Origin of the sequence: Streptomyces sp. NPDC060232 (assembly GCF_042726555.1) — a bacterium.
GTDB lineage: Bacteria > Actinomycetota > Actinomycetes > Streptomycetales > Streptomycetaceae > Streptomyces.
This window is the reverse complement of record NZ_JBHXAG010000019.1, coordinates 51,255-72,862: the sequence shown is the minus strand read 5'-3', so window position 1 is coordinate 72,862 and position 21,608 is coordinate 51,255. Positions and strand designations below refer to the sequence as shown.

Genomic DNA, 21,608 nt, shown 5'->3' with positions numbered 1-21,608 from the left:
CGGGTCAGGGCCCGGTCAGAACCCGGTCAGGGCCCGGCGAAGGCGCCGGCCCGGCCCGCCAGGGCGGCGGTGCGGGCCGTGGTGGCCGGGAGGCGCGGGTCCGGCGGCGTGCCCAGCAGGACCAGCTCGTGGTACATCGGCGCGGTCGCCGCGACCAGCAGCTCCCGCGACCGGGTGCCCGGCGGGAGTTCGCCCCGCTCCTCTGCGCGTACCGCGACCACCGCGCAGCGGTCGTACCGGTCCTCCCAGAAGGCCCGCAGCGCCCGCGCGGCCTGGGCCGAGCGGAACGACGCGGCGATCAGCGCCGTGGTGAGCGGCGGGTCGGCGGTGACCCCGGCCAGGATCTCCTCGTTCAGCGCCGTCAGATCGCCCTCCAGCGTCCCGGTGTCGGCCGGCTCCCAGCCGTCGTCGGCCGCCGCGTCGAGGAGGTCGGCCAGCAGCCCGCCGACGTCCCGCCAGCGGCGGTAGACGGTGGTGCGGTGCACTCCGGCCCGCTCGGCCACGGCGTCGACGGTCAGCCCGTCGTAGCCGTGCTCGACCAGCTGCGCGCCGGTGGCTTCGAGGACCTGGGCGCGGACCCGGGCGCTGCGGCCCCCCGGACGAGAACCGCTTGCGGATGTGGTGGTCGGCATGCCAGCATTCTAACGCAACAGTCGTCGCTTTAGGGAGTCGTCTCGCAGCCCGCCACCGCAACCGGCCGGTCCACCCGGCCCCACCACCTCACCCAGCTCACCCTCCGAGCCGCCACCAAGTCCCACGGCGGACGCCTCGTCCTCGACGCCGTCACCTGCTCCCTCACCCCCGGCGAACGCACCGGGATCATCGGCGAGAACGGCTCCGGCAAGTCCACCCTGCTCCGCCTCCTGGCCGGCCTCGAAGCCCCCGACCAGGGCACCGTCACCGTCCGGGCAGCCGGCGGCCTCGGCCACCTGGCCCAGGAGGAACACCTCCCCGGCCACCTCACCGTCCAGGACGTCATCGACCGCGGCCTCACGGACCTGCGCACCATCAAGACCCGCATGCGCGCCCTGGAACGCGCCATGTCCGAAGGCGACGAGAGCGGCCTGCCGGAGTACGGCGACCTCCTCACCGCCTTCGAACTGCGCGGCGGCTACGACGCCGACGCCCGGCTGGAGCGCGCCCTGCACGGCCTCGGCCTGGTCACACTGGACCGCGACCGCCGCGTCGGCGGCCTCTCCGGCGGCGAACGGGTCCGACTGCGCCTCGCGGCCCTGCTGACCGCCTCCCCCGAGGTCCTGCTGCTCGACGAGCCCACCAACCACCTCGACGACACCGCCCTGACCTGGCTGGAGGAGCACCTGCGCGGCCGGGCCGGCACCACCGTCGCCGTCTCCCACGACCGGACCTTCCTCGACCGCGTGACCACCACCCTCGTCGAGGCCGACGCCGACACCCGCACCCTCACCCGCTACGGCGGCGGCTACACCGGCTACCTCGCGGGGAAGGCCGCCGAACGCGCCCGCCGCGCCCAGGCCCACGACGACTGGCGCGCCGAGACCGAGCGGCTGCGCGAGACCGCAGCCACCACCGCCCGGCGCGTCGCCCCCGGCAGAGCCATGAAGGACGGCAACAAGATGGCGTACGACCGGGCCGCGGGACGCGTCCAGCAGTCCCTGGCCGGCCGCGTCCGCAACGCCGAGGCACGGCTGCGCCGGCTGCTGGCCGCCCCGGTCCCCGCCCCCGCGGCCCCGCTGCGCTTCACCACGGTGCCGCACACGACCGGGGCCGCGTCCGCAGCCGCTGGCCCGGTGCTCGACGCCCGCGGCATCGCCGTCCACGGCCGCCTGCTCCCGCTCGACCTCGCCCTCTCGGCGGGCGACCGGCTGCTGGTCACCGGACCGAACGGGGCCGGCAAGAGCACCCTGCTGCGCGTCCTCGCCGGTGAACTCGCCCCCGACAGCGGCCGGATCACCCGCCGCGGCCGCACCGGGCACCTGCCCCAGCAGCCCGACCCCGGCCCGCCCGCCCGCACCGTCCGCGAGGCGTTCGGCCCCGACGGCACCGAACGGCTTCTCTCCCTGGGGCTGTTCGCGGCCGACCGGCTCGACACCCCCGTCGGGAAGCTCTCCACGGGACAGCGCCAACGGCTCGCGCTGGCCCGCCTCGTGGCCCGGCCGGCCGACGTACTGCTGCTCGACGAGCCGACGAACCACCTGTCCCTCGCGCTGGCGGAGGACCTGGAAGCCGCCCTCGACCACTACCCGGGCGCCCTCGTCGTCGTCAGCCACGACCGGCGCCTGCTCGACCGCTGGTGCGGCGCCCGCCTCGACCTCGCCGCCCCCGCACCCCTCCGAGGAGCCCCGTGACCGACACCCCCACCGCGATCACCGTGGCCGCACCCGGCGAAGGCCCCTACTCGCTCACCGCCGGACCCGACGGCGCCCTGTGGACCACGCTCGTGCACGCGGGCGCGCTCGCCCGGGTCACCACCGCGGGCGAGGTGACCCGGTACGACACGGGAGCCGCCGACTGCGGGCCCTCCGTCATCACCGCGGGCCCCGACGGCGCACTGTGGTTCACCCGCGCCGGGGACCACCGCATCGGCCGCGTCACGGTGTCGGGAGAGCTCCGCGCGTACGACCTGCCCACCCCCGGCAGCGGCCCGTTCGGCATCGCCGCGGGCCCCGACGGCGCGCTCTGGTACACCGCCCTGCACGCCGACCTCATCGGCCGCATCACCCCGGTGGGCGAGGTCACCGAACACCCGCTGCCGGTGCGGGACGCCTTCGCCTCCTTCATCACCACCGGCCCCGACGGGGCGCTGTGGTTCACCCTCAACCGGGCGAACGCCGTCGGCCGCATCACCACCGACGGCCGGATCACCGTCCATCCGCTGCCCACCCCGGACGCCGGCCCCGTGGGCATCACGGCGGGCGGCGACGGAGCGCTGTGGTGCGCGGAGATCGGCGTCGGACGGATCGCCCGGATCACCACCGCGGGCGAGGTCACCGAATACCCGCTGCCCGACCCCGCCTGCCGGCCGCACGCCATCACGGCGGGCCCGGACGGCCGGTGCTGGTTCACCGAGTGGGGCACGAACCGGGTGGGCGCGATCACCCCGGACGGCCACGTCGAGGAACACCACCTCCCGAGCCCCGGCACGGAACCCCACGGCCTCACCTTCGCCGCGGACGGAACCCTGTACGTCGCCCAGGAAACGGGCCACCTGGCCCGCCTGCCCCTGCGGTCCTAGAGCCCACCGGTGTCGAGGTCGACGCCGAACGGCTCCGGTAGCCGTACGACCGTCCCGAACGGATGCGGCCCGTCCACCTTGGTGTAGCCCAGGCTCCCGGGCTCGGCGAACAGGGTGACGGACCGCTCCAGCCGGTCGACGAGCAGGTAGAGCGGCGCACCGTATTCGGCATACCGCCTCCGCTTCACGATGCGGTCGGTGTCGGCGTTGGACTTGGAAGTGATCTCAACGATCAGCAGGGTCTGATCGGGCAGCAGTGCACCCCCGCGGTGGGCGAGTTCCTCGGGCACTACGGCGATGTCCGGGACGTACCAGTTGGCCGATCCGGGCAGATCCAGATTTCCAGAGCCTTCGACGCAGTCGAGATCGTCCACCCTCGCTTCGATCTGGCGACGTACGAGTTTCGCCGCTCGCTCGTGGTCCCAACTCGGCGTCACGTTGGTGATGACCCCTTCGACGATCTCAGTGCGGTCTCCGCTGTGGTGCTGGATGGCGTACTTCAGTGCGCGTTCGGGATCGATGCCTTCGCTGTAGTCGTGCGCGGTGGTCATGCCGGAAGCCTCCTTCGCCGCCCGTCGCCAGGCTCCCACACCCCCGTTCGTTGCGGCCGTGTGGCGGGGGGCGGTCACCCGTGGGGGTGGTGGGGAAAGGAATGGCAAGCTTGAAGGATGAACGATGCTGCCCCGGCGCCCACCTCCGCGCCCGCGCCCCGCCGTGCCCGTGTCCGTGCCCCCGAGCTGATCGGCAAGGGAGGCTGGCTGAACACCGGGGGGAAGGAGCTGACCCTCGCCGACCTGCGGGGACGGGTCACGATCCTCGATTTTTGGACGTTCTGCTGCATCAACTGCCTGCATGTCCTCGACGAGCTGCGCGAGCTGGAGGAGAAGCACCGCGACACCGTCGTGATCATCGGCGTGCACTCGCCGAAGTTCGTGCACGAGGCCGAGCACGCGGCGGTCGTCGACGCCGTCGAGCGCTACGAGGTGCACCACCCCGTCCTCGACGATCCCGAGCTCGCCACCTGGAAGCAGTACGCCGTCCGCGCGTGGCCCACGCTCGTCGTGATCGACCCTGAGGGGTACGTCGTCGCCCAGCACGCCGGGGAGGGGCACGCCCACGCCCTCGCGAAGCTGGTCGAGGAGCTGGAGGCCGAGCACGAGGCCAAGGGCACCCTGCGGCGCGGCGACGGACCGTACGTGGCGCCCGAGCCCGTCGCGAGCGACCTGCGCTTCCCCGGCAAGGCGCTGCTCCTGCCCAGCGGGAACTTCCTCGTCTCGGACTCCACGCGCCACCAGCTCGTGGAGCTGGCCGCCGACGGGGAGAGCGTCGTACGCCGTATCGGCAGCGGCGAGCGCGGCTTCGCCGGCGACAGCTTCAGCGAGCCGCAGGGGCTGGCGCTGCTGCCCGACGGCCGGGTGGTCGTCGCCGACACCGTCAACCACGCGCTGCGCGTCGTCGACCTCGACAGCGGGGCCGTCGAGACGGTCGCCGGCACCGGGCGGCAGTGGTGGCAGGGTTCGCCGACCTCCGGGCCGGCCCTCGAAGTGGACCTGTCCTCGCCGTGGGACGTGGCCTGGTGGCAGGGCAGGGTGTGGATCGCCATGGCCGGCGTCCACCAGCTGTGGACCTGGGACCCGGCGGAAGGGACCGTCGAGGTCGCCGCCGGCACCACCAACGAGGGGCTGCACGACGGGCCGGCCGCCGAGGCCTGGTTCGCGCAGCCGTCGGGGCTCGCCGCCGCCGGGGACCGGCTGTGGATCGCCGACTCCGAGACCAGCGCCCTGCGGTACGTCCACCCCGCCGACACCGGCTACGCCGTCAGCACCGCGGTCGGCACCGGCCTGTTCGACTTCGGGCACCGGGACGGGGACGCCGCCCAGGCCCTGCTGCAGCACCCGCTCGGGGTGACGGCCCTGCCGGACGGCTCGGTCGCGGTGTGCGACACGTACAACCACGCGCTGCGCCGCTACGACCCCGCCACCGGGCAGGTCTCGACCCTGGCGACCGACCTGCGCGAGCCCAGCGACGCCGTGCTGGTCGGCGAGGACATCGTGGTCGTCGAGTCCGCGCGGCACCGCCTGACCCGGCTGCGGCTCCCGGAGGAGGCGGTACGGGTGGACGCGGTCGCCCACCGCACCCAGCGCGCCGCTACCGAGGTGGCGCCCGGCACGCTGCGCCTCGACGTGGTCTTCCAGGCCCCGAGCGGGCAGAAGCTCGACACCCGCTACGGGCCCTCCACCCGCCTGCTCGTCTCCTCGACCCCGCCTGAGCTGCTGGCGGGCGGGGAGGGCGCCGGAACGGACCTGTTCCGGGAGCTGGAGCTGAACCCGGACGTCACCGAGGGCGTGCTGCACGTCTCGGCGATGGCGGCGTCCTGCGACGACGACCCGGCCAACGAGTACCCGGCCTGCCACGTCCACCAGCAGGACTGGGGTGTACCCGTCAAGGTCACCGCCGACGGCGCCGCCCGGCTGCCCCTCGTCCTCGCCGGCATGGACGAAGAGGGCTGAGACCGCTCCCCGCCTTCCTGCGAGGGCTGGGCCCTCGGGCCCAGCCCTCGGGCTCAGCCCTCCAGGAAGGCCACCAGGGCGTTGGCGAGGAGGTACGGGTCGTCCGCGCCGCACAGTTCGCGGGCGCTGTGCATCGAGAGGATCGCGACGCCGATGTCCACGGTCTGGATGCCGTGGCGGGCGGCCGTGATCGGGCCGATCGTCGTGCCGCACGGCATCGCGTTGTTGGAGACGAACGTCTGCCACGGGACGCCGGCGCGCTCGCACGCGGCGGCGAACACCGCGCGCCCGCTGCCGTCGGTGGCGTACCGCTGGTTGACGTTGACCTTCAGGATCGGACCGGCGTTGGCCCTCGGGTGGTGCGTGGGGTCGTGCCGCTCACCGTAGTTGGGGTGCACGGCGTGCCCGGTGTCGGAGGACAGGCAGATGGTGCCGGCGAAGGCCCGCGCGCGGTCCTCGTACGAACCGCCACGGGCGAAGACTGAACGTTCCAGCACGTTCCCCAGCAGAGGGCCGTCGGCGCCGGTGTCCGACTGCGAGCCGTTCTCCTCGTGGTCGAAGGCGGCCAGCACCGGGATGTGGTCGAGCTTTTCGGCGCCGCAGACGGCGGCCAGCGCCGCGACGCCCGCGTGCACGGACAGCAGGTTGTCCATCCGGGGGCCCGCCACGAGTTCGCGGTCGCGGCCCAGGTAGGCGGGCGGCTCGATCGAGTGGACCATCAGGTCCCAGCCGGCCACCGAGCCGTGTTCCAGGCCCTCTTCCTCCTCCAGGAACGCGATGAGGTCGCCCTCGTGCGCCTCGCCGAGGCCCCAGATCGGCTGCATGTGCCGCTGCTTGTCGAGCTTGAGGCCGTCGCTGTTCACCGACCGGTCCAGGTGCACGGCCAGTTGGGGCACACGCAGCAGCGCCCGGTCGATGTTCACGAGGCGCTCGGTGCCGTCGCGCAGGGTCAGCCGCCCGGCCAGGCCCAGGTCCCGGTCCAGCCAGGTGTTGAGCAGGGTCCCGCCGTAGATCTCGACCGCGATCTGCCGCCAGCCCTGTGAGCCCGTGTCGGGGAGCGGCTTGACCCGGAGGTTCGGCGAGTCGGTGTGGGCGCCGATGATGCGGAAGGGGGTGTGTGCCGCGGCGCCTTCGGGGACGTACCAGGCGATGAGCGCGCCGCCGCGGAGCACGAACTTGCCCCCGGTGCCCGAGTCCCAGGCGTCCGTCTCCGACAACTGCCTGAAGCCTGCCTTCTCCAGCCGCTCGGCCGCGTTGGCCACGGCGTGGTACGGCGACGGACTGGCCGTCAGGAAGGTCATCAGATCGTCGGTGTGGCCGCGGTCGAAGCGGGCGGGAGAGCTCATGTGGTTCACCTTAACGACGGTCGTGTTCGCCATGGCCGGACTGCGACGGATGGCCGGAGGTCCGGGGCCACAGGGCGGGTGATCTGCGGGTCCCGTTGTTCTCAGCCCGGCGGACGGTCGAATCTGCGCTGCAGTTGCCTGCGCTCGCCCCGGCGGATGCGCGGGAGCATCTCCGGGGTGTGCGGGGAGCGCTGCGCGCGTCTTCTGCGTCCGGCGCAGAAGATACAGGCCTCGCCGGGGGGTGCGTCGGGGTCGATGGGGGCGCCGGGGTGCTCGGAGCAGCCCGAGGCGTTGCGCGGGCGGGACAGTTCGCGGGCCACGATGAAGGCGCGGTGGAGGTCGTCCGCGATGCGGACGAAGTCCTCGGCTGGGGAGGACAGTCCCAGGTGGAACCGCTGGTCCTCGACGGTGCGCAGGTAGGCGCGCAGGGCGTGGAGGGTGTACGGGCCGTCCGGTACGGGGTAGCCCAGGCGGCGCTGCTCGGCGGCGGGGGCGGCGCCGGGGCCGCCGCGGTGGCGCTGTCCGAGGCGGCGGCGGTCGTTGCAGATGAGGCAGCGGCCCCAGCCTTCGGGGGCCTCCGGGTCGAGGGCGCCGTTGGGGTGTTCGGGGCAGCCGGTGTAGCTCTTGGCGGGGGCCAGTCCGGCGGCCGTCTGGAAGGCCACGTACAGCGCGTCGGCGATGGTGTCGTACTCGGCGGGGTGGGCGCCGTCGTACAGCTCGCGCAGGTGGTCGCCGAGGCTGCCCAGGCTCGCCTGCAGCTCCTTGAGGGCATACGGCCGCCCGGTGGGGACGGAATACCCCCTGCTGCCGTGCTGATCCTGTGGACTCATGCCTACGAGCGTCCCATGAACGACTGACATCGGGGAAAGCCGCAGTACAGGGCGCCGGTGACGGGGCCCGTGCACGCGGCAGCGGCCGGGTCCCTGTGCGGGGGACCCGGCCGCTGCGTGCGTGCGTGCGTGTGCGTGTGCGGCGTGGCGGTGCCGGGGTTAGAAGGCGGCCTCGTCGAGCTCCATGAGGGAGTTGTCGACGGACTCGGCCAGCTGGCGCTGGACCGAGACGCCCGGGAGGACCTCCGCGGCGAAGAACTTCGCGGCGGCGATCTTGCCGGTGTAGAAGGGGACGTCCTTCGCGGAGGCGCCTGCCAGCTTCTCGGCGGCCACGGCGGCGCCCCTGAGCAGCAGGTATCCGACGACCACGTCGCCGGAGGCCATCAGCAGGCGGGTGGTGTTCTGGCCGACCTTGTAGATGTTCTTGACGTCCTCGCCGGTGGCGGTGAGGTCGACGATCATCTGGCCGACGATGGCCTCCAGGTCCACGGCGGCCTTGGCGAGCGCGTCGCGGGCGCCGGCCAGTTCCTCGCCGCCGACGGCCTCGGCCAGGAACTTCTTGATCGTCTCGGAGAGCATGTTCAGCGAGGCGCCCTGGTCGCGGACGATCTTCCGGAAGAAGAAGTCCTGGCCCTGGATGGCCGTGGTGCCCTCGTACAGGGTGTCGATCTTGGCGTCGCGGATGTACTGCTCGATCGGGTACTCCTGCAGGTAGCCGGAGCCGCCGAAGGTCTGCAGGGACTGCGCGAGCTGCTCGTAGGACTTCTCCGAGCCGTAGCCCTTCACGATCGGCAGGAGCAGGTCGTTCAGGCCGATGAGGGCGGAGGCGTCCTCGCCGGCGGCCTGCTTGACCTGGATCTCGTCCTGGACGGTCGCGGTGTGGAGGACGAGGGCGCGCATGCCCTCGGCGTACGCCTTCTGCGTCATCAGCGAGCGGCGCACGTCGGGGTGGTGCGTGATGGTGACCTTGGGCGCGGTCTTGTCCATGAAGTTCGCCAGGTCCGGGCCCTGCACGCGCTCCTTGGCGTACTCCAGCGCGTTGAGGTAGCCGGTGGAGAGGGTGGCGATGGCCTTCGTGCCGACCATCATGCGGGCGAACTCGATGATCATGAACATCTGGCGGATGCCGTCGTGCTTGTCGCCGATCAGCCAGCCCTTGGCGGGGTGCTGGTCGCCGAAGGTCATCTCGCACGTGTTGGAGGCCTTGAGGCCCATCTTGTGCTCGACGTTCGTGGCGTAGACGCCGTTGCGCTCGCCCAGCTCGCCGGTCTCCCAGTCGAAGTGGAACTTCGGGACGAGGAAGAGGGACAGGCCCTTGGTGCCCGGGCCGTGGCCCTCGGGGCGGGCGAGGACGTAGTGGAGGATGTTCTCCTCCATGTCGTGCTCACCGGAGGTGATGAAGCGCTTCACGCCCTCGATGTGCCAGGAGCCGTCCTCCTGCTGGATGGCCTTGGTGCGGCCGGCGCCCACGTCCGAGCCGGCGTCCGGCTCGGTGAGGACCATGGTGGAGCCCCAGCGCTTCTCGACGGCGATCTGCGCGATCTTCTTCTGCGCCTCGTTGCCCTCCTCGTGGAGGACGCCGGCGAAGGCCGGGCCGGAGGAGTACATCCAGACGGCCGGGTTCGAGCCGAGCAGGAGTTCCGCGTAGGCCCAGACGAGGGAGCGCGGGGAGACGGTGCCGCCGATCTCCTCCGGGATGCCCAGACGCCAGTACTCGGAGTCCATGAAGGCCTTGTAGCTCTTCTTGAACGAGGCCGGAACCGGCGCGGTGTTGGTCTCCGGGTCGAAGACGGGCGGGTTGCGGTCGGCGTCCGCGAAGGACTCGGCCAGCTCGTTCTCGGCGAGGCGGGCTATCTCGGACAGGACGCTCTTGGCGGTCTCGGTGTCCATCTCCTCGAACGGACCGGTGCCGTACTGCTGGTCGCGGCCGAGCACCTCGAAGAGGTTGAACTCGATGTCGCGGAGATTCGACTTGTAGTGCCCCATGGCGACGGCTCCGTTAAGGCTCGGGGAGACAGGTTCCTCGTACATACCAATCGGTAACAACATGATGCTACCCGTCGGTAATAACAGCAACCCTTCCGCGCCGACTGTGACCAGGGTCAAAGCTCGCACCACACGGTCTTGGTGCCGTGCCCCCGCGTGACGCCCCACCGCACCGCCAGGGCGTCGAGCAGCGCAAGCCCGCGCCCGGACTCGTCGGTCGCGTCCGCCTCGCGCCGTACGGGCCGTGCCCCCGGTGCGGGGTCGGTGAGCTCGACCCGCGTACGGGCTGCCCTTCCGCTGATCCGCAGGGTGACGGGCGTGCCCTCGCCGAGGTGGTTGATGACGTTGGCCAGCAGCTCGGTGACGCACAGCGCGGCGTCGGGGTGGCCGTCGGGACCGAGGTGCTCGCGCACGGCGTGCCGGAGCATCGGAGCCGCCTGCGGGGTGGCGAGCAGGCGGACCGTGAGCGTGTTCACCGGTCGCCGGCCAGGGCGGCGGCCAGCCGCTGCGCGGTGGCGGCGTTGCAGTTGCCGAGGGTGATGAGGGGCGGCGAGCCGTACCGCCCGGCGTAGGAGGGCAGGTGCAGGTCCAGCGAGGGCAGGGTGATCCCGTGCGCGGCGAGCGCGCCGCGCAGCGCGTCGAGGGCGGCGAGGGCCTCACGGTCGTGGGGGTGGTCGCTCATGGCAAACCCTTCCGTGGCGGAGTGTGACGAAGCCCTCACAGGCTGGCGCCCCGCCGCGTACCGTGGGAAGGGTTTCCGGTTGCGCAGGACAAGTGGCAAATGGTGGTGGTGGGTTGTGCCGGCTCGCAAGGACCCGGACGCGTCGGCGAACGTGCCGTCCTTCTACGGCGCGGAGCTCCGCTACAAGCGGGAGGCGGCCGGGCTCACGCTCGACCAGCTGGCCGAGGGCAGTTTCCGGGGCGTGCCCTTCCTGAGCCAGATCGAGCGCGGCGAACGCCGGATGCCCCCGGATCTGGCCCGGCATGTGGACGCGAAGCTGGGCACGGACGGCTTTTTCGAGCGCCGCTGTGAAGATGCGCGCCGCGCGAAGCAGTCGGGGTACGCGGAGTACTTCGCGGACGTCGCGGAGATGGAGCCGTACGCCGAGACCATCGAGGAATGGGCGCCGATGCTGGTGCCGGGGCTGCTCCAGACCCCCGCCTACGCGCGGGCGATCAGCCGCGCCGCCATGCCCCGGGCGGCCGACGAGACGATCGAGAAGCTGGTGGCCGCCCGGATGGGGCGGGCCAAGCTCTTTGACGGGGAGTGCCCGCCGGACTTCTGGGTGGTGCTGGACGAGTCGGTGATCCGCCGCCCGGCCCTGCCCGCGCCGCAGATGGCGGAGCTGCTGGAGCACATCGCGGCCGTGGTCCGCCGGACCCGGTCCATTCTGCAAGTGGTCCCGGAAACGACCGCAACGCACGCCCTCATGATGGGCATGGCGAAGCTGATGACCTTCCCGGACGCGCCGCCCGTCGTGTACGTGGAGAGCCTGCACAGCGGCCAACTCGTCGACTTTCCGGCCCTCGTGAAGGAGTACCGCAGGTCTTACGATCTGTTGAGGGCCGCCGCCTTGCCGCCGGAGGCGTCCCTGGCCCTCCTCGACGCCGCGGCAGAGGACTACCGAGATGGCAAGCAGCGGAATTGACCTGAGCGCCGCGACCTGGCGCAAGAGCAGCTACAGCAACGGCACCGGCGGCGACTGCGTCGAGGTGGCTGACGAGGTAGTGGGACTCGTGCAGGTGCGGGATTCCAAGAGGCCCGACGGCAGTGTCGTCGTGGTCACGGCGGCGGCCTGGGGGCCCTTCGTGGCCGCCCTCAAGGCCTCCTGACCGCACCCCGCCGGGCAGCGGTGGCCGGTACCGGCCGGTACGCCTTCGGCCGCTCGGTAGGGTGGGCCGCATGTACGGCTACGACCAGAATCCGGGCGCCCAGCAGCAGTACGCCCCTCAGCAGCCCCAGCAGGGCTATGGGCAGGCGCCGCTGTACCCCGAGCCGTCCCCGCCCTCCCTCACGGACGCGGTACGCGCCTTCACCACCGGGTCGCTGTCCGCCGAGGACTTCCAGCAGATCTTCGCGACCTCGAAGGTCTACTGCCCGCGTGGCGAGACCCCGGGCTTCCTGGCGCTGCACAACACGCAGCACCCGGTCATCCCCATGTTCTCCACGCTGAAGGAGCTGCGCCGGTACGCCGGCAAGGAGTCCAAGTACTTCGTGATCACTGGCGCCGAGGTGATCGACCTGCTGCCGACCGGGTACGGCTTCGTCCTCGACATGGAGGGCGACCACCGCATGGTCTTCGACGCGAAGGCGGTCGAGCAGATGGTCGACTTCGCGATGCGCCGCATGTACGGCTAGAAGCCATTGCCACGCAGACGGCTGACAGCGGTACGCCGTAGCCACACGGGGGGCGGGCGCGATGCTGAGAGTGCACTTCACGGCCGAGGACCTGTTCAACGTCACCTTCGCCGACGGGCCGCTCCCCATGGTGGAGCTGGCGATGGCCCTGGTGGCCTGGCAGCGGACCGACGAGGCGGCGGTCTTCGGCCGCTGGCGGGCGCGCGTCGGCCAGGAGCTCCCCCGACGGGCGCGGCCCCTGCTGGACCTGCTGCGCCCGGACGGTGACAACCCGCCGTTCGTCGAACCGTACGCCCGCACCCTGGAGGAGGGCCTGGCCGCCGTACGGGCGGCCGCGCCGCTGCTGACCGGCGAACAGCTCGCCCGCGCCGCCGCCCGCGCCCCCGGACCGGATTCCTGGCTGCGGGCGCTGTGGGGCCGGGACCGTGAGGCGTGGAACCAGCTCGGCGGCGCGCTCACGGCGGCCCACGAGAGCGTGGTGGCCCCTTACTGGGCCCGGATCCGGCAGTCCTTCCAGGCGGACGTCGTCTGGCGCACCCGGCTCCTGGCCACCCACGGCATCAGGGCGTGCCTGGCCAGCACGCATCCGGCGGCCGGCTGGTCGGGGACCGTCTTCGAGGTGGCCCGGCCGCCGCACTACGAGGTCCGCCTCGGCGGGCGCGGCCTGATACTGATGCCCTCGCCGTTCTGGACGGGCCGCCCGCTGGTGGCCGAGCACCCCGACGGCCCGCACGTCCTGCTCTACCCGGCGATGACCCCGCTGCCCCTGACCTCCGCCGGCCCCGCCGAAGGGGCGCTGGACGCGCTGCTGGGCCGCACCCGGGCGGCCGTGCTGCAGCGGCTGGTGCAGCGGCGCACGACCAGTGAGCTGGCCCGGGACCTCGACATCAGCCTCCCCTCGGTCTCGGAGCACACCCGCACCCTGCGCGCGGCCGGCCTGATCACCACCGAGCGGGACGGCAAAGCGGTCCTGCACTCGGTGACGGGCCTGGGCGCGGACCTCCTCCACAGCGGAGGCTGAAGCTTTCGGCGACGCCCGAAAGCATCGCGGCGGGGCCGGCCGGTCCGGAGTATCGGTGCTGCGGGAGAACCCGCTCCTACCGAAGGGGGAGAGTGCGATGTCACGTACGTCCTTGCGCACGAAGCTGGCGGCGGTCGCGGCCACGGGGGTGATGGCGCTGGGCACGGGGGTCCTGGCGGCGTCCCCGGCCGGCGCGGCAGCCGCGGGCGACACCTATGCGAACTGCTCCTACGGTGCCGCGTGCATCTACGGGGGTGCGAACTGGAACGGCTGGCCGAAGGAGTACTTCACGCGCGGGAACCACCCCTTCTGGGGCCAGAACGGGATGAAGCGCGTCTTCAACAACCAGTCGCCCGGCTGGTACGCGCAGCTCTGCCGCAACGGCAACGGCACCGACTGCGACATCACCATCGCACCGTGGACGTACGTCGACGTGGACCTCACTCCGTACAACTCGCTGCGCATCGTCGGGCCGTAACCGCAGGTCAGGCAGCCCGAGGCCCCGGAGGAACGCCTCCGGGGCCTCGGGCCGGAGGCGGGCCGGAGCGGATGCCGCAGACTCGGTCCTGCGGCCGCGCGCCGGGCCCCTCGCGGTCTGCCAGGCGGGTGGTGTCCTCGACGGCCTTCTTCCCCGCGCTGTCGGTCTGGGTCCTGACATCGCCGGACAGCTTGCCGGCCGCCAGCTTCTTCTGGGCCGCGTCGGTGCCGAAGCCGGACGCGCCGCCTCCGCCGGCTGTGCGGATCGAGATGGCGGTGTCGCCTTGGACGTCTGTTCTATCAAGGCGTCCGCGGCGTGGATCACGGCGTGACGGGGCCCTGGGCGCGCGGCGGGCGCCGGGGAATGTCCCGGGGGGCCGCTCTGTTCTGAGGGGTGTGGCAGAAAGTTCGAGTTTCAACTAAACTCGGATCAGAAGGAGGTCCTGACCATGCCCGCAGTGACTGTTGAGAACCCGTTGACGCTTCCGCGCGTGGCCGAGCCGCAGGCGGTCGTCCCGCGCAAGGTGCTGGCCGTCGTCTCCGCTCCGAGTGGCTTCGAGGGTGAGGGATTCCCGGTGCGGCGCGCCTTCGCCGGGATCAACTACCAGTACCTCGACCCGTTCATCATGATGGATCAGATGGGCGAGGTGGAGTACGCGCCGGGCGAGCCGAAAGGGACCCCGTGGCACCCGCACCGCGGCTTCGAGACCGTCACGTACCTGATCGACGGAACCTTCGTCCACCAGGACAGCAACGGCGGCGGCGGCGTCATCAACGGCGGCGACACCCAGTGGATGACCGCCGGTTCGGGCCTGCTGCACATCGAGGCCCCGCCGGAGTCCCTCGTCGTCAGCGGCGGGCTCTTCCACGGCCTCCAGCTGTGGGTGAACCTGCCGGCCTCCGACAAGATGATGCCCCCGCGCTACCAGGACATCGGCGGCGGCAAGGTCACCCTGCTGTCCACCCCGGACGGCGGCTCCCTGCTCCGCGTCATCGCGGGTGAGATCGACGGCCACGAGGGCCCCGGCATCACCCACACGCCCATCACGATGATCCACGCGACCGTCGCTCCGGGGGCGCGGATCACCCTGCCGTGGCGTGAGGAATTCAACGCGCTGGCGTACGTGATGGCCGGGCGCGGCACGGTCGGCGAGGACCGCAGGCCCGTCCACACCGGGCAGACGGCCGTCTTCGGCGAGGGCGGATCCCTCACGGTGCGGGCGGACGAGTCCCAGGACTCCAACGCCCCGGACCTGGAGATCGTCATCCTCGGCGGGCGCCCGATCCGGGAGCCGATGGCGCACTACGGGCCGTTCGTCATGAACAGCAAGCACGAGCTCCAGCAGGCCTTCGACGACTTCCAGGCGGGCCGCCTGGGCCGCATCCCCACCACCGCCCGCACGGGCCTCGGCCACCGCGGCGCGGGCCAGGCGGACGAGGACTGACGCCGAGGGCCACGACGCGCACCACGGGCCGCGCCCCTCAACAGGGGGGCGCGGCCCGTGCCGTCGCATCGCCCGTCCCGTCAGGCGGGGTCCGCGGGCTGCGGCTGCGGCATCGGGTCCGCTTCCACCTCCGCCTCCGCCCTGGCGTAGCGGTCGCGCAGCTCGGAGACCACGCCGAAGAACGCCGCCGTCAGGGGGACCGCGAGGAGCATGCCGAGGATGCCGGCGACGCTCGCGCCGGCGGTGATGGCCAGCATCACCACGGCCGGGTGCATCTGCACCGTGCGGCTCTGCACCACGGGCTGCAGCACGTACCCCTCGATCATCTGGACCAGCAGCACCAGGCCCAGCGCCCACAGGCCGATGGCCCAGCCGCGGTCGGCGAAGGCCACGAGGACGGCGACGGCGCCCGAGAGGATGGCGCCGAGGTAGGGGATGTACGCCGTCACGAAGACCAGCGCGGCCAGGCCCAGCGCGCCCGGCACGTCGAGGACCAGCAGCCCCGCTCCGATCAGCACGCCGTCGATCAGGGCCACGAAGGTGGTGCCCCGCATGAAGCCCTCGACGGCCTCGAAGGCGCGCCGCGCCATCGCCTCCATCAGGTCGCCGGAGCGGCTCGGCGCGATCGAGCGCAGCGTGCCCACGGCCCGGTCGGAGTCGCGCAGGAAGAAGAAGATAAGCACCATCGCGAGCAGGGCCATCGCCAGCATCGAGCCCACCACGCTGAGCCCGGCGACCACGCCGGACGCGGCCGTGCCGCCGAACTTCGCCAGCAGGTCCTTGGAGTTCGCGGTGATGTCCTCCAGCGAGGTGCCCACCGCCCCGAAGTGCTCGGCGAGGGTCTCGCCGGCCCGCCGCAGCGCGTCGACGATCTGGTCACCGGTCTCGATGAGCGCCAGGACGACGATGTACGAGGCCCCGCCGACGACGGCGACCACGGCCAGGCAGGTCAGTGCCGCGGCCAGCGAGCGGTTCACGCCCATGCCCACCAGCCGCCGGTGCATCGGCCCGAGCAGGGCCGTGCCGAGCACGGCCAGCAGGACGGGCGTGACCGCGGTCTGGAAGACGATGCACAGCCATACGCCGACGGCGAGGACCGCGGTGACCAGCAGGACGACGGCGCACCAGGCGGCGAGCCGCCGCACCGGTTCGGGGAGCAGGGAGTTCGGCACGGCGTCATCCAACCACGGGCCGCCGCGGCGGCCCCGGCCCGTACCGCGCTACGCGTCCGGCTGCTTGGACTGCTCGTGCAGTTCGAACCAGATCGTCTTGCCCTCCCCGCGCGGGTCCACGCCCCACGCGTCGGCCAGCATCTCCGTCAGCAGCACCCCGCGGCCGCTGGAGGCCATCTCGCCCGGGTGCCGCTTGTGCGGGAGCTCGTCGCTGGAGTCCGCGACCTCCACGCGCAACCGGCGCCCGCCCAGCTCGCCGACCGCCTCCGCGACCAGCAGGGCGTCGCCGTCCGTGTGCGTGAGGACGTTGGTGACCATCTCGGAGACCATCAGCACCGCGGAGTCGACCTGCTCCTCGTCGGCCCAGTCGTGCAGCAGCTCCCGGACCTGCCGGCGCGCGCCGGCGATGCGTTCCGGTTCCGCCTGGGCCACGGTCAGCATCGTGCGGCGGGTCGGGCGGACCGGGTGCGCCGACGGGGCGCCGCAGCCGCAGCCCGCGCCCTCGCGGCACAGCAGCACCACGGCTATGTCGTCCTCGCGGCGGTCGGCCAGCGGGCCGGTGGTGTGGTGCGAGGACGGCCCGTGCACGGCCTGGACCAGCAGGTCCGCCAGCTTTTCCAGATGCCCGGGCTCATGGCCGCCGGCCTCGTGCGTGTCGGCCTCCAGGACGGCCCGCAGCCGGGCCCAGCCGGTGTCCAGGTCGTGCCCGCCGGTCTCGATGAGCCCGTCGGTGCAGAGCATCATCGTCTCGCCGGGCTCCAGCGTGAACCGGGTCGTCGGGTAGTCGGTGTCGGGGACGATCCCGAGGGGGAGCCCGCCGGCGGTGGGCCGCATCAGCACCGTGCCGTCGGTCATCCGCACCACGGGGTCGGGGTGGCCGGCGCGGGCCACCTCCAGCGTTCCGGTCTGCGGGTCGCACTCCACGTACAGGCAGGTCGCGAACCGCGGGCTCTGAGCGTCCGGGTCCTCCTGCGCGGCGGGCTCCTGGGAGGCGCACAGCCCGGCGAGGAAGCGGGAGGCGCGGGAGAGCACAGCGTCCGGCCGGTGCCCTTCGGACGCGTACGCCCGTACGGCGATCCGCAGCTGGCCCATCAGGCCGGCCGCCCGGACGTCGTGGCCCTGCACGTCGCCGATGACCAGCGCGAACCGGCCCGACGGCAGCGGGATCATGTCGTACCAGTCGCCGCCGACCTGGAGCCCGCCGCCCGTGGGGACGTAGCGTGCGGCGATCCGCATGCCGGGGATCTCCGGGCCGAGCTGCGGCATCATCGACCGTTGCAGGCCCGTGGTGAGTTCCCGCTCGGATTCGGCCACCCCGGCCCGCTGGAGCGCCTGGGCCAGCATCCGGGCCACAGTCGTCAGGACGGACCGCTCGTCGGGCGAGAAGGACGCCGGCTGCCTGAAGGCGGCCATCCAGGCGCCCATGGTCCTTCCGGCCACGATCAGCGGCAGGAAGGCCCAGGACACCCGGTCGAAGCGCTGAGCGAGCGGCCAGGTGGCCGGGAAGCGCCGTTTGTAGTCCTCGGGGGAGGACAGGTAGATCGCCCGGCCGGTACGGACGGCCTCCGCGGCCGGGTAGTCCGTCTCCAGCGGCATGTCCGTGAAGGGTCCCTCGTCCCCGGCGTCGTGCCCGTGGTGCCCGATGACGGACAGCCGGTCCCCGGCCACGCCGAAGACGGCGAGCCCGTCGGGGTTGAAGCCGGGCATGGACAGCGAGGCCGCGACCCGCAGCACCTCCGCCGTGGACCGGGCCTCCGCCAGCGCCCGCCCCGCGTCGAGCAGGAAGGCCTCGCGGGAGCGCCGCCAGTCGCCCGTGATGGGCGTGTGGGCGGCGGTGGTGCCCGGCTGGGGCTCGGCGATCTCCTGGATGGTGCCGATCAGCTCGTAGTCCAGGCTCCCGTCGGCCGACCACCTCTCCAGAGGCTTGGAGCGGCTGCGCACGGTCCGCATGACCCGGCCGTCCACGTCCATGATCCGCAGCCGGGCCTCGGCGAGGGTGCCCTCGGCGACGGCCAGGTTCACGATCCCGTTGATCTCGTTCCAGTCCACGGGGTGGAAGCGGGAGCGTACGGCGACCTCCGGCAGCACCACCGGTTCGGCGGGCAGCCCGAGGAGCCGGGCGGCCTCCGCGTCGAGCGAGACCGTCCCGGAGGCGTTGTCCCATTTCCACAGGCCTGTCGCGACGGCGGCCAGGACATCCTCGGTGCGCACCCGGTCATCTTTACAGGTCGCATCCGGTACGTGCCTGTTCGCGCGATGTCGGTCGCATTTGCGCAGGCGGACGCCAGTGCCCGACCCGTCACCGTCCCGGACGGTAACCTTGGGACGGTTGAATCCACCCTGGTATCGCGTAGAACTGGATGACTGATGCATCGGTACAGGTCCCACACCTGCGGCGAGCTCCGCGCCTCTGACGTCGCCGCCGACGTCCGACTGAGCGGCTGGCTGCACAACCGTCGAGACCTGGGCGGCATCCTCTTCATCGATCTGCGCGACCACTACGGCATCACGCAGCTGGTCGCCCGCCCCGGCACCGCGGCGAACGAGGCCCTCAGCAGCGTCTCCAAGGAGACCGTCGTCCGCATCGACGGCAAGGTCGTCTCCCGCGGTGCGGACAACGTGAACCCGGACCTGCCGACCGGCGAGATCGAGATCGAGGTCGCCGAGGTCGAGGTGCTCGGCGCTGCCGCCCCGCTGCCCTTCACGATCAACACCGACGACGGTGTGAACGAGGAGCGCCGCCTGGAGTACCGCTTCCTCGACCTGCGCCGCGAGCGCATGCACCGCAACATCATGCTGCGGTCGGCGGTCATCGCCTCGATCCGCTCGAAGATGGTGGCGCTCGGCTTCAACGAGATGGCGACCCCGATCCTCACCGCGACCTCCCCCGAGGGCGCCCGTGACTTCGTGGTGCCGTCCCGTCTGAACCCGGGCAAGTTCTACGCGCTGCCGCAGGCCCCGCAGCAGTTCAAGCAGCTGCTGATGATCTCCGGCTTCGACCGGTACTTCCAGATCGCGCCCTGCTTCCGCGACGAGGACGCCCGCGCCGACCGCTCGCCGGGCGAGTTCTACCAGCTCGACGTGGAAATGTCCTTCGTCGAGCAGGAGGACGTCTTCCAGCCGATCGAGACGCTCATGACCGAGCTCTTCGAGGAGTTCGGCAACGGCCGCCACGTCACCTCCCCCTTCCCGCGGATCCCCTTCCGCGAGTCGATGCTGAAGTACGGCAACGACAAGCCCGACCTGCGCGCCAAGCTGGAGCTCGTCGACATCACCGACGTCTTCGAGGGCTCGGAGTTCAAGGCGTTCGCCGGCAAGCACGTGCGCGCCCTGGCCGTCCCGGACACCGCCGCCCAGCCGCGCAAGTTCTTCGACGGCCTCGGCGATTACGCGGTCTCGCTCGGCGCGAAGGGCCTGGCCTGGGTCCGCGTCGGCGAGGACGGCACGCTGACCGGCCCGATCGCGAAGTTCCTCACCGAGGAGAACGTCAAGGTCCTCACCGAGCGCCTGGGCCTGGTCCCCGGCCACGCCGTGTTCTTCGGCGCGGGCGAGTTCGACGAGGTCTCCAAGATCATGGGCCCGGTCCGGGTCGAGGCCGCCAAGCGCGCCGGCCACTTCGAGGAGAACGTCTTCCGCTTCTGCTGGATCGTCGACTTCCCGATGTACGAGAAGGACGAGGAGACCGGCAGGATCGACTTCTCCCACAACCCGTTCTCCATGCCGCAGGGCGGCATGAAGGACCTGGAGGAGAAGGACCCGCTGGACATCCTGGCCTGGCAGTACGACATCGTCTGCAACGGCATCGAGCTGTCCTCCGGCGCCATCCGCAACCACGAGCCCGAGGTCATGCTGAAGGCCTTTGCGATTGCCGGTTACGAGGCCGAGACCGTCGAGCGCGAGTTCGCGGGCATGCTGCGCGCGTTCCGCCTCGGCGCCCCGCCGCACGGCGGTATCGCCCCGGGCGTGGACCGCATCGTGATGCTGCTGGCCGACGAGCCGAACATCCGCGAGACCATCGCCTTCCCGCTCAACGGCAACGCGCAGGACCTGATGATGGGCGCGCCGACGGTGCTGGAGGAGAGCCGCCTGCGCGAGCTGAACATCGCGCTGCGCAAGCCGGTCGAGACGAAGGCGGCCGACGCCAAGCCGGTCAGCGAGTCCGTCCACCCGGACGCTGCGCGCTAGGCGGCAGCCGGCGGCACGGCCACACAGCGGAAGGGCCCGGGGGCGACGACGCCCCCGGGCCCTTCCGCTGTGTCCGGACTTGTGTCCGGACCTGACCTGCGTCTGGAAGCTGTGGCTAGAACTTCTCCAGGACACCCTTGAGGAGGGCGGCGGAGGTCAGCTCGGTGGGGGCGGGCCCCGCGTGGAAGAAGCCGGCGTTCTCGGCGTCCAGCTTGCGCAGGAAGTCGAAGGCCTTGGAGTCGTGGTCGCCGAAGGCGACGAACTGCCAGTGGATCCCGGGGGCCGTGGAGGCGGCCTCGGTCAGCGCCTGCCGGGCGGGCTGGCGGTTGTCGGGGGCGCCGTCCGTCTGGAAGACGACCAGGGCCGGGCCCTCGCCGCCGTCCTTGCGGTACTGCTCGACGACGGCCTCGACGGCCACGTGGTAGCTGGTGCGGCCCATCCGGCCGAGCTCGGCGTGGCGGCCCTCGACCCAGGAGCCGTAGTGGCTGTCGAGGGTCAGGTCGGCGGTGCCGTCCACCTCCGTGGAGAAGAACACGGTGTGCACGGTCGCCGCTTCGTCCAGGTGCGCGGCGAGGGCGAGGGCGTGGTCGGCGAGGTACTGGGCGCTGCCGTCCTTGTAGAACCCGCGCATCGACCCGGAGCGGTCGAGGACGAGGTAGACCTTGGCGCGGGCGCCGGCCTTCCCCTTGCTCCGGAGCACCTGCCCGGCCGCCTTGTACGCGGCGGCGACCTCAGGCGCCCGGCGCCGCACGGCCGCAGCCGCATGCGCAGGCCCTTCCGCCTCCGCTTCCGGCCCGGCCTCGTCCTGAGCCTGCGGCTCGGCGGCTTCGGGCTTCGCAGGAGCGGCAGCCTCGGGCTCGGCTTCCACCTGCTCCGCGGTGGCGGCCGGGGCCTCGGTGGCAGCCTGCTCGGTGGCCGTGGCTGCGTCCGCGGCCGGCGCCTCAGCCGTGACGGCGGTACCGGCCTGCTCCGCAGCCGGTTCGGTGCCCTGGGCGGGCTCCTCGGGGGCGGGGGTCGCTGCCTGGACGGCGTCGGCCTGCGGTGCGGCCTCGGCGGGCTGTTC

The 21,608-nt window shown here is 72.2% G+C and carries 19 protein-coding genes and 1 pseudogene; 10 read left to right on the top strand and 10 right to left on the bottom strand.

The window, feature by feature from the left end; all coding sequences use genetic code 11:
• Positions 1-26 precede the first annotated feature (26 nt).
• A complete protein-coding gene (locus ACFWFZ_RS25310; protein WP_387125247.1) occupies positions 27-632 on the bottom strand; it encodes a TetR/AcrR family transcriptional regulator in 606 nt (201 codons plus the stop codon).
• Positions 633-719: 87 nt separating this feature from the next.
• On the opposite strand from ACFWFZ_RS25310, the pseudogene ACFWFZ_RS25305 reads away from it, so the two are divergent.
• Together ACFWFZ_RS25305 and ACFWFZ_RS25300 are read left to right on the top strand one after the other, a co-directional pair.
• Positions 720-2,327 (top strand): annotated as a pseudogene (locus tag ACFWFZ_RS25305) (ABC-F family ATP-binding cassette domain-containing protein); the annotation flags it as partial.
• Entirely contained in the window at positions 2,324-3,214 is an 891-nt protein-coding gene (locus ACFWFZ_RS25300; protein WP_387125245.1) for a virginiamycin B lyase, read from the top strand. The pseudogene ACFWFZ_RS25305 and the gene ACFWFZ_RS25300, both read left to right, overlap by 4 nt.
• Here ACFWFZ_RS25300 and ACFWFZ_RS25295 read toward each other — a convergent pair.
• Positions 3,211-3,765 (bottom strand): Uma2 family endonuclease, encoded by a 555-nt coding sequence (locus ACFWFZ_RS25295; RefSeq protein ID WP_387125242.1) that lies wholly within the window; start codon positions 3,763-3,765, stop codon positions 3,211-3,213. The two genes, ACFWFZ_RS25300 and ACFWFZ_RS25295, sit on opposite strands and share 4 nt — an antisense overlap.
• Before the next feature lie 117 nt (positions 3,766-3,882).
• On the opposite strand from ACFWFZ_RS25295, the gene ACFWFZ_RS25290 reads away from it, so the two are divergent.
• Positions 3,883-5,724 (top strand): NHL domain-containing thioredoxin family protein, encoded by a 1,842-nt coding sequence (locus ACFWFZ_RS25290; RefSeq protein WP_387125240.1) that lies wholly within the window; start codon positions 3,883-3,885, stop codon positions 5,722-5,724.
• A 53-nt stretch (positions 5,725-5,777) separates the two neighbouring features.
• On the opposite strand, the gene ACFWFZ_RS25285 is transcribed toward ACFWFZ_RS25290, so the two are convergent.
• The 5 genes from ACFWFZ_RS25285 to ACFWFZ_RS25265 all read right to left on the bottom strand — a co-directional run bounded on the left by ACFWFZ_RS25285 (position 5,778) and on the right by ACFWFZ_RS25265 (position 10,568).
• Positions 5,778-7,070: a M18 family aminopeptidase gene (locus tag ACFWFZ_RS25285; RefSeq protein WP_387125238.1), complete on the bottom strand. Its 1,293-nt coding sequence runs from the start codon at positions 7,068-7,070 to the stop codon at positions 5,778-5,780.
• A 101-nt stretch (positions 7,071-7,171) separates the two neighbouring features.
• Positions 7,172-7,900 carry a hypothetical protein gene (locus ACFWFZ_RS25280; RefSeq protein WP_387125236.1) on the bottom strand — a complete coding sequence of 243 codons (729 nt, stop codon included), beginning with the start codon at positions 7,898-7,900 and terminating at the stop codon, positions 7,172-7,174.
• Between the two features lie 159 nt (positions 7,901-8,059).
• Positions 8,060-9,886 carry an acyl-CoA dehydrogenase gene (locus ACFWFZ_RS25275; protein WP_387125234.1) on the bottom strand — a complete coding sequence of 609 codons (1,827 nt, stop codon included), beginning with the start codon at positions 9,884-9,886 and terminating at the stop codon, positions 8,060-8,062.
• A 116-nt stretch (positions 9,887-10,002) separates the two neighbouring features.
• Positions 10,003-10,362 (bottom strand): ATP-binding protein, encoded by a 360-nt coding sequence (locus ACFWFZ_RS25270; RefSeq protein WP_387125232.1) that lies wholly within the window; start codon positions 10,360-10,362, stop codon positions 10,003-10,005.
• The gene (locus ACFWFZ_RS25265; protein WP_387125230.1) at positions 10,359-10,568 is read right to left on the bottom strand and encodes a hypothetical protein; all 210 of its coding nucleotides are present in this window, start codon (positions 10,566-10,568) and stop codon (positions 10,359-10,361) included. Before ACFWFZ_RS25265 ends, ACFWFZ_RS25270 begins: the two co-directional genes overlap by 4 nt.
• Before the next feature lie 115 nt (positions 10,569-10,683).
• Between ACFWFZ_RS25265 and ACFWFZ_RS25260 the strand changes: the two genes are divergently transcribed.
• The 6 genes from ACFWFZ_RS25260 (at position 10,684) to ACFWFZ_RS25235 (ending at position 15,188) form a co-directional block, all read left to right on the top strand.
• On the top strand, positions 10,684-11,535 hold the full coding sequence (locus ACFWFZ_RS25260; protein WP_387125228.1) for a helix-turn-helix domain-containing protein: 852 nt from the start codon (positions 10,684-10,686) through the stop codon (positions 11,533-11,535).
• On the top strand, positions 11,516-11,719 hold the full coding sequence (locus ACFWFZ_RS25255) for a DUF397 domain-containing protein (protein ID WP_387125226.1): 204 nt from the start codon (positions 11,516-11,518) through the stop codon (positions 11,717-11,719). The genes ACFWFZ_RS25260 and ACFWFZ_RS25255 overlap by 20 nt, the downstream gene beginning before the upstream one ends.
• A gap of 70 nt (positions 11,720-11,789) precedes the next feature.
• Complete coding sequence (locus ACFWFZ_RS25250) at positions 11,790-12,245, top strand: SseB family protein (protein WP_387125225.1); 456 nt, start codon at positions 11,790-11,792, stop codon at positions 12,243-12,245.
• Between the two features lie 61 nt (positions 12,246-12,306).
• Positions 12,307-13,266, top strand: a complete 960-nt coding sequence (locus ACFWFZ_RS25245) for a helix-turn-helix domain-containing protein (RefSeq protein WP_387125224.1) — start codon at positions 12,307-12,309, stop codon at positions 13,264-13,266.
• Positions 13,267-13,363: 97 nt separating this feature from the next.
• Positions 13,364-13,744 (top strand): hypothetical protein, encoded by a 381-nt coding sequence (locus ACFWFZ_RS25240; RefSeq protein ID WP_387125222.1) that lies wholly within the window; start codon positions 13,364-13,366, stop codon positions 13,742-13,744.
• 448 nt (positions 13,745-14,192) lie between these two features.
• Positions 14,193-15,188 (top strand): pirin family protein, encoded by a 996-nt coding sequence (locus tag ACFWFZ_RS25235; RefSeq protein ID WP_387125220.1) that lies wholly within the window; start codon positions 14,193-14,195, stop codon positions 15,186-15,188.
• A gap of 80 nt (positions 15,189-15,268) precedes the next feature.
• On the opposite strand, the gene ACFWFZ_RS25230 is transcribed toward ACFWFZ_RS25235, so the two are convergent.
• Together ACFWFZ_RS25230 and ACFWFZ_RS25225 are read right to left on the bottom strand one after the other, a co-directional pair.
• Positions 15,269-16,360 (bottom strand): AI-2E family transporter, encoded by a 1,092-nt coding sequence (locus ACFWFZ_RS25230; RefSeq protein ID WP_387125218.1) that lies wholly within the window; start codon positions 16,358-16,360, stop codon positions 15,269-15,271.
• Between the two features lie 48 nt (positions 16,361-16,408).
• On the bottom strand, positions 16,409-18,571 hold the full coding sequence (locus ACFWFZ_RS25225) for a SpoIIE family protein phosphatase (RefSeq protein ID WP_387125216.1): 2,163 nt from the start codon (positions 18,569-18,571) through the stop codon (positions 16,409-16,411).
• A gap of 156 nt (positions 18,572-18,727) precedes the next feature.
• Between ACFWFZ_RS25225 and aspS the strand changes: the two genes are divergently transcribed.
• Positions 18,728-20,545 carry an aspartate--tRNA ligase gene (gene aspS, locus ACFWFZ_RS25220; RefSeq protein WP_387125214.1) on the top strand — a complete coding sequence of 606 codons (1,818 nt, stop codon included), beginning with the start codon at positions 18,728-18,730 and terminating at the stop codon, positions 20,543-20,545.
• A gap of 115 nt (positions 20,546-20,660) precedes the next feature.
• On the opposite strand, the gene ACFWFZ_RS25215 is transcribed toward aspS, so the two are convergent.
• On the bottom strand, positions 20,661-21,608 hold a 948-nt coding region (locus ACFWFZ_RS25215; protein WP_387125212.1), incomplete at its 5' end, for a VWA domain-containing protein.

Excerpts from the sequence above, each read along its gene's own strand:
- ACFWFZ_RS25310 (WP_387125247.1), bottom strand. The coding sequence starts at position 632 with ATGCCGACCACCACATCCGCAAGCGGTTCTCGTCCGGGGGGCCGCAGC.
- ACFWFZ_RS25295 (WP_387125242.1), bottom strand. The coding sequence starts at position 3,765 with ATGACCACCGCGCACGACTACAGCGAAGGCATCGATCCCGAACGCGCA.
- ACFWFZ_RS25290 (WP_387125240.1), top strand. The coding sequence starts at position 3,883 with ATGAACGATGCTGCCCCGGCGCCCACCTCCGCGCCCGCGCCCCGCCGT.
- ACFWFZ_RS25285 (WP_387125238.1), bottom strand. The coding sequence starts at position 7,070 with ATGAGCTCTCCCGCCCGCTTCGACCGCGGCCACACCGACGATCTGATG.
- ACFWFZ_RS25280 (WP_387125236.1), bottom strand. The coding sequence starts at position 7,900 with ATGAGTCCACAGGATCAGCACGGCAGCAGGGGGTATTCCGTCCCCACC.
- ACFWFZ_RS25275 (WP_387125234.1), bottom strand. The coding sequence starts at position 9,886 with ATGGGGCACTACAAGTCGAATCTCCGCGACATCGAGTTCAACCTCTTC.
- ACFWFZ_RS25265 (WP_387125230.1), bottom strand. The coding sequence starts at position 10,568 with ATGAGCGACCACCCCCACGACCGTGAGGCCCTCGCCGCCCTCGACGCG.
- ACFWFZ_RS25255 (WP_387125226.1), top strand. The coding sequence starts at position 11,516 with ATGGCAAGCAGCGGAATTGACCTGAGCGCCGCGACCTGGCGCAAGAGC.
- ACFWFZ_RS25250 (WP_387125225.1), top strand. The coding sequence starts at position 11,790 with ATGTACGGCTACGACCAGAATCCGGGCGCCCAGCAGCAGTACGCCCCT.
- ACFWFZ_RS25245 (WP_387125224.1), top strand. The coding sequence starts at position 12,307 with ATGCTGAGAGTGCACTTCACGGCCGAGGACCTGTTCAACGTCACCTTC.
- ACFWFZ_RS25240 (WP_387125222.1), top strand. The coding sequence starts at position 13,364 with ATGTCACGTACGTCCTTGCGCACGAAGCTGGCGGCGGTCGCGGCCACG.
- ACFWFZ_RS25235 (WP_387125220.1), top strand. The coding sequence starts at position 14,193 with ATGCCCGCAGTGACTGTTGAGAACCCGTTGACGCTTCCGCGCGTGGCC.
- aspS (WP_387125214.1), top strand. The coding sequence starts at position 18,728 with ATGCATCGGTACAGGTCCCACACCTGCGGCGAGCTCCGCGCCTCTGAC.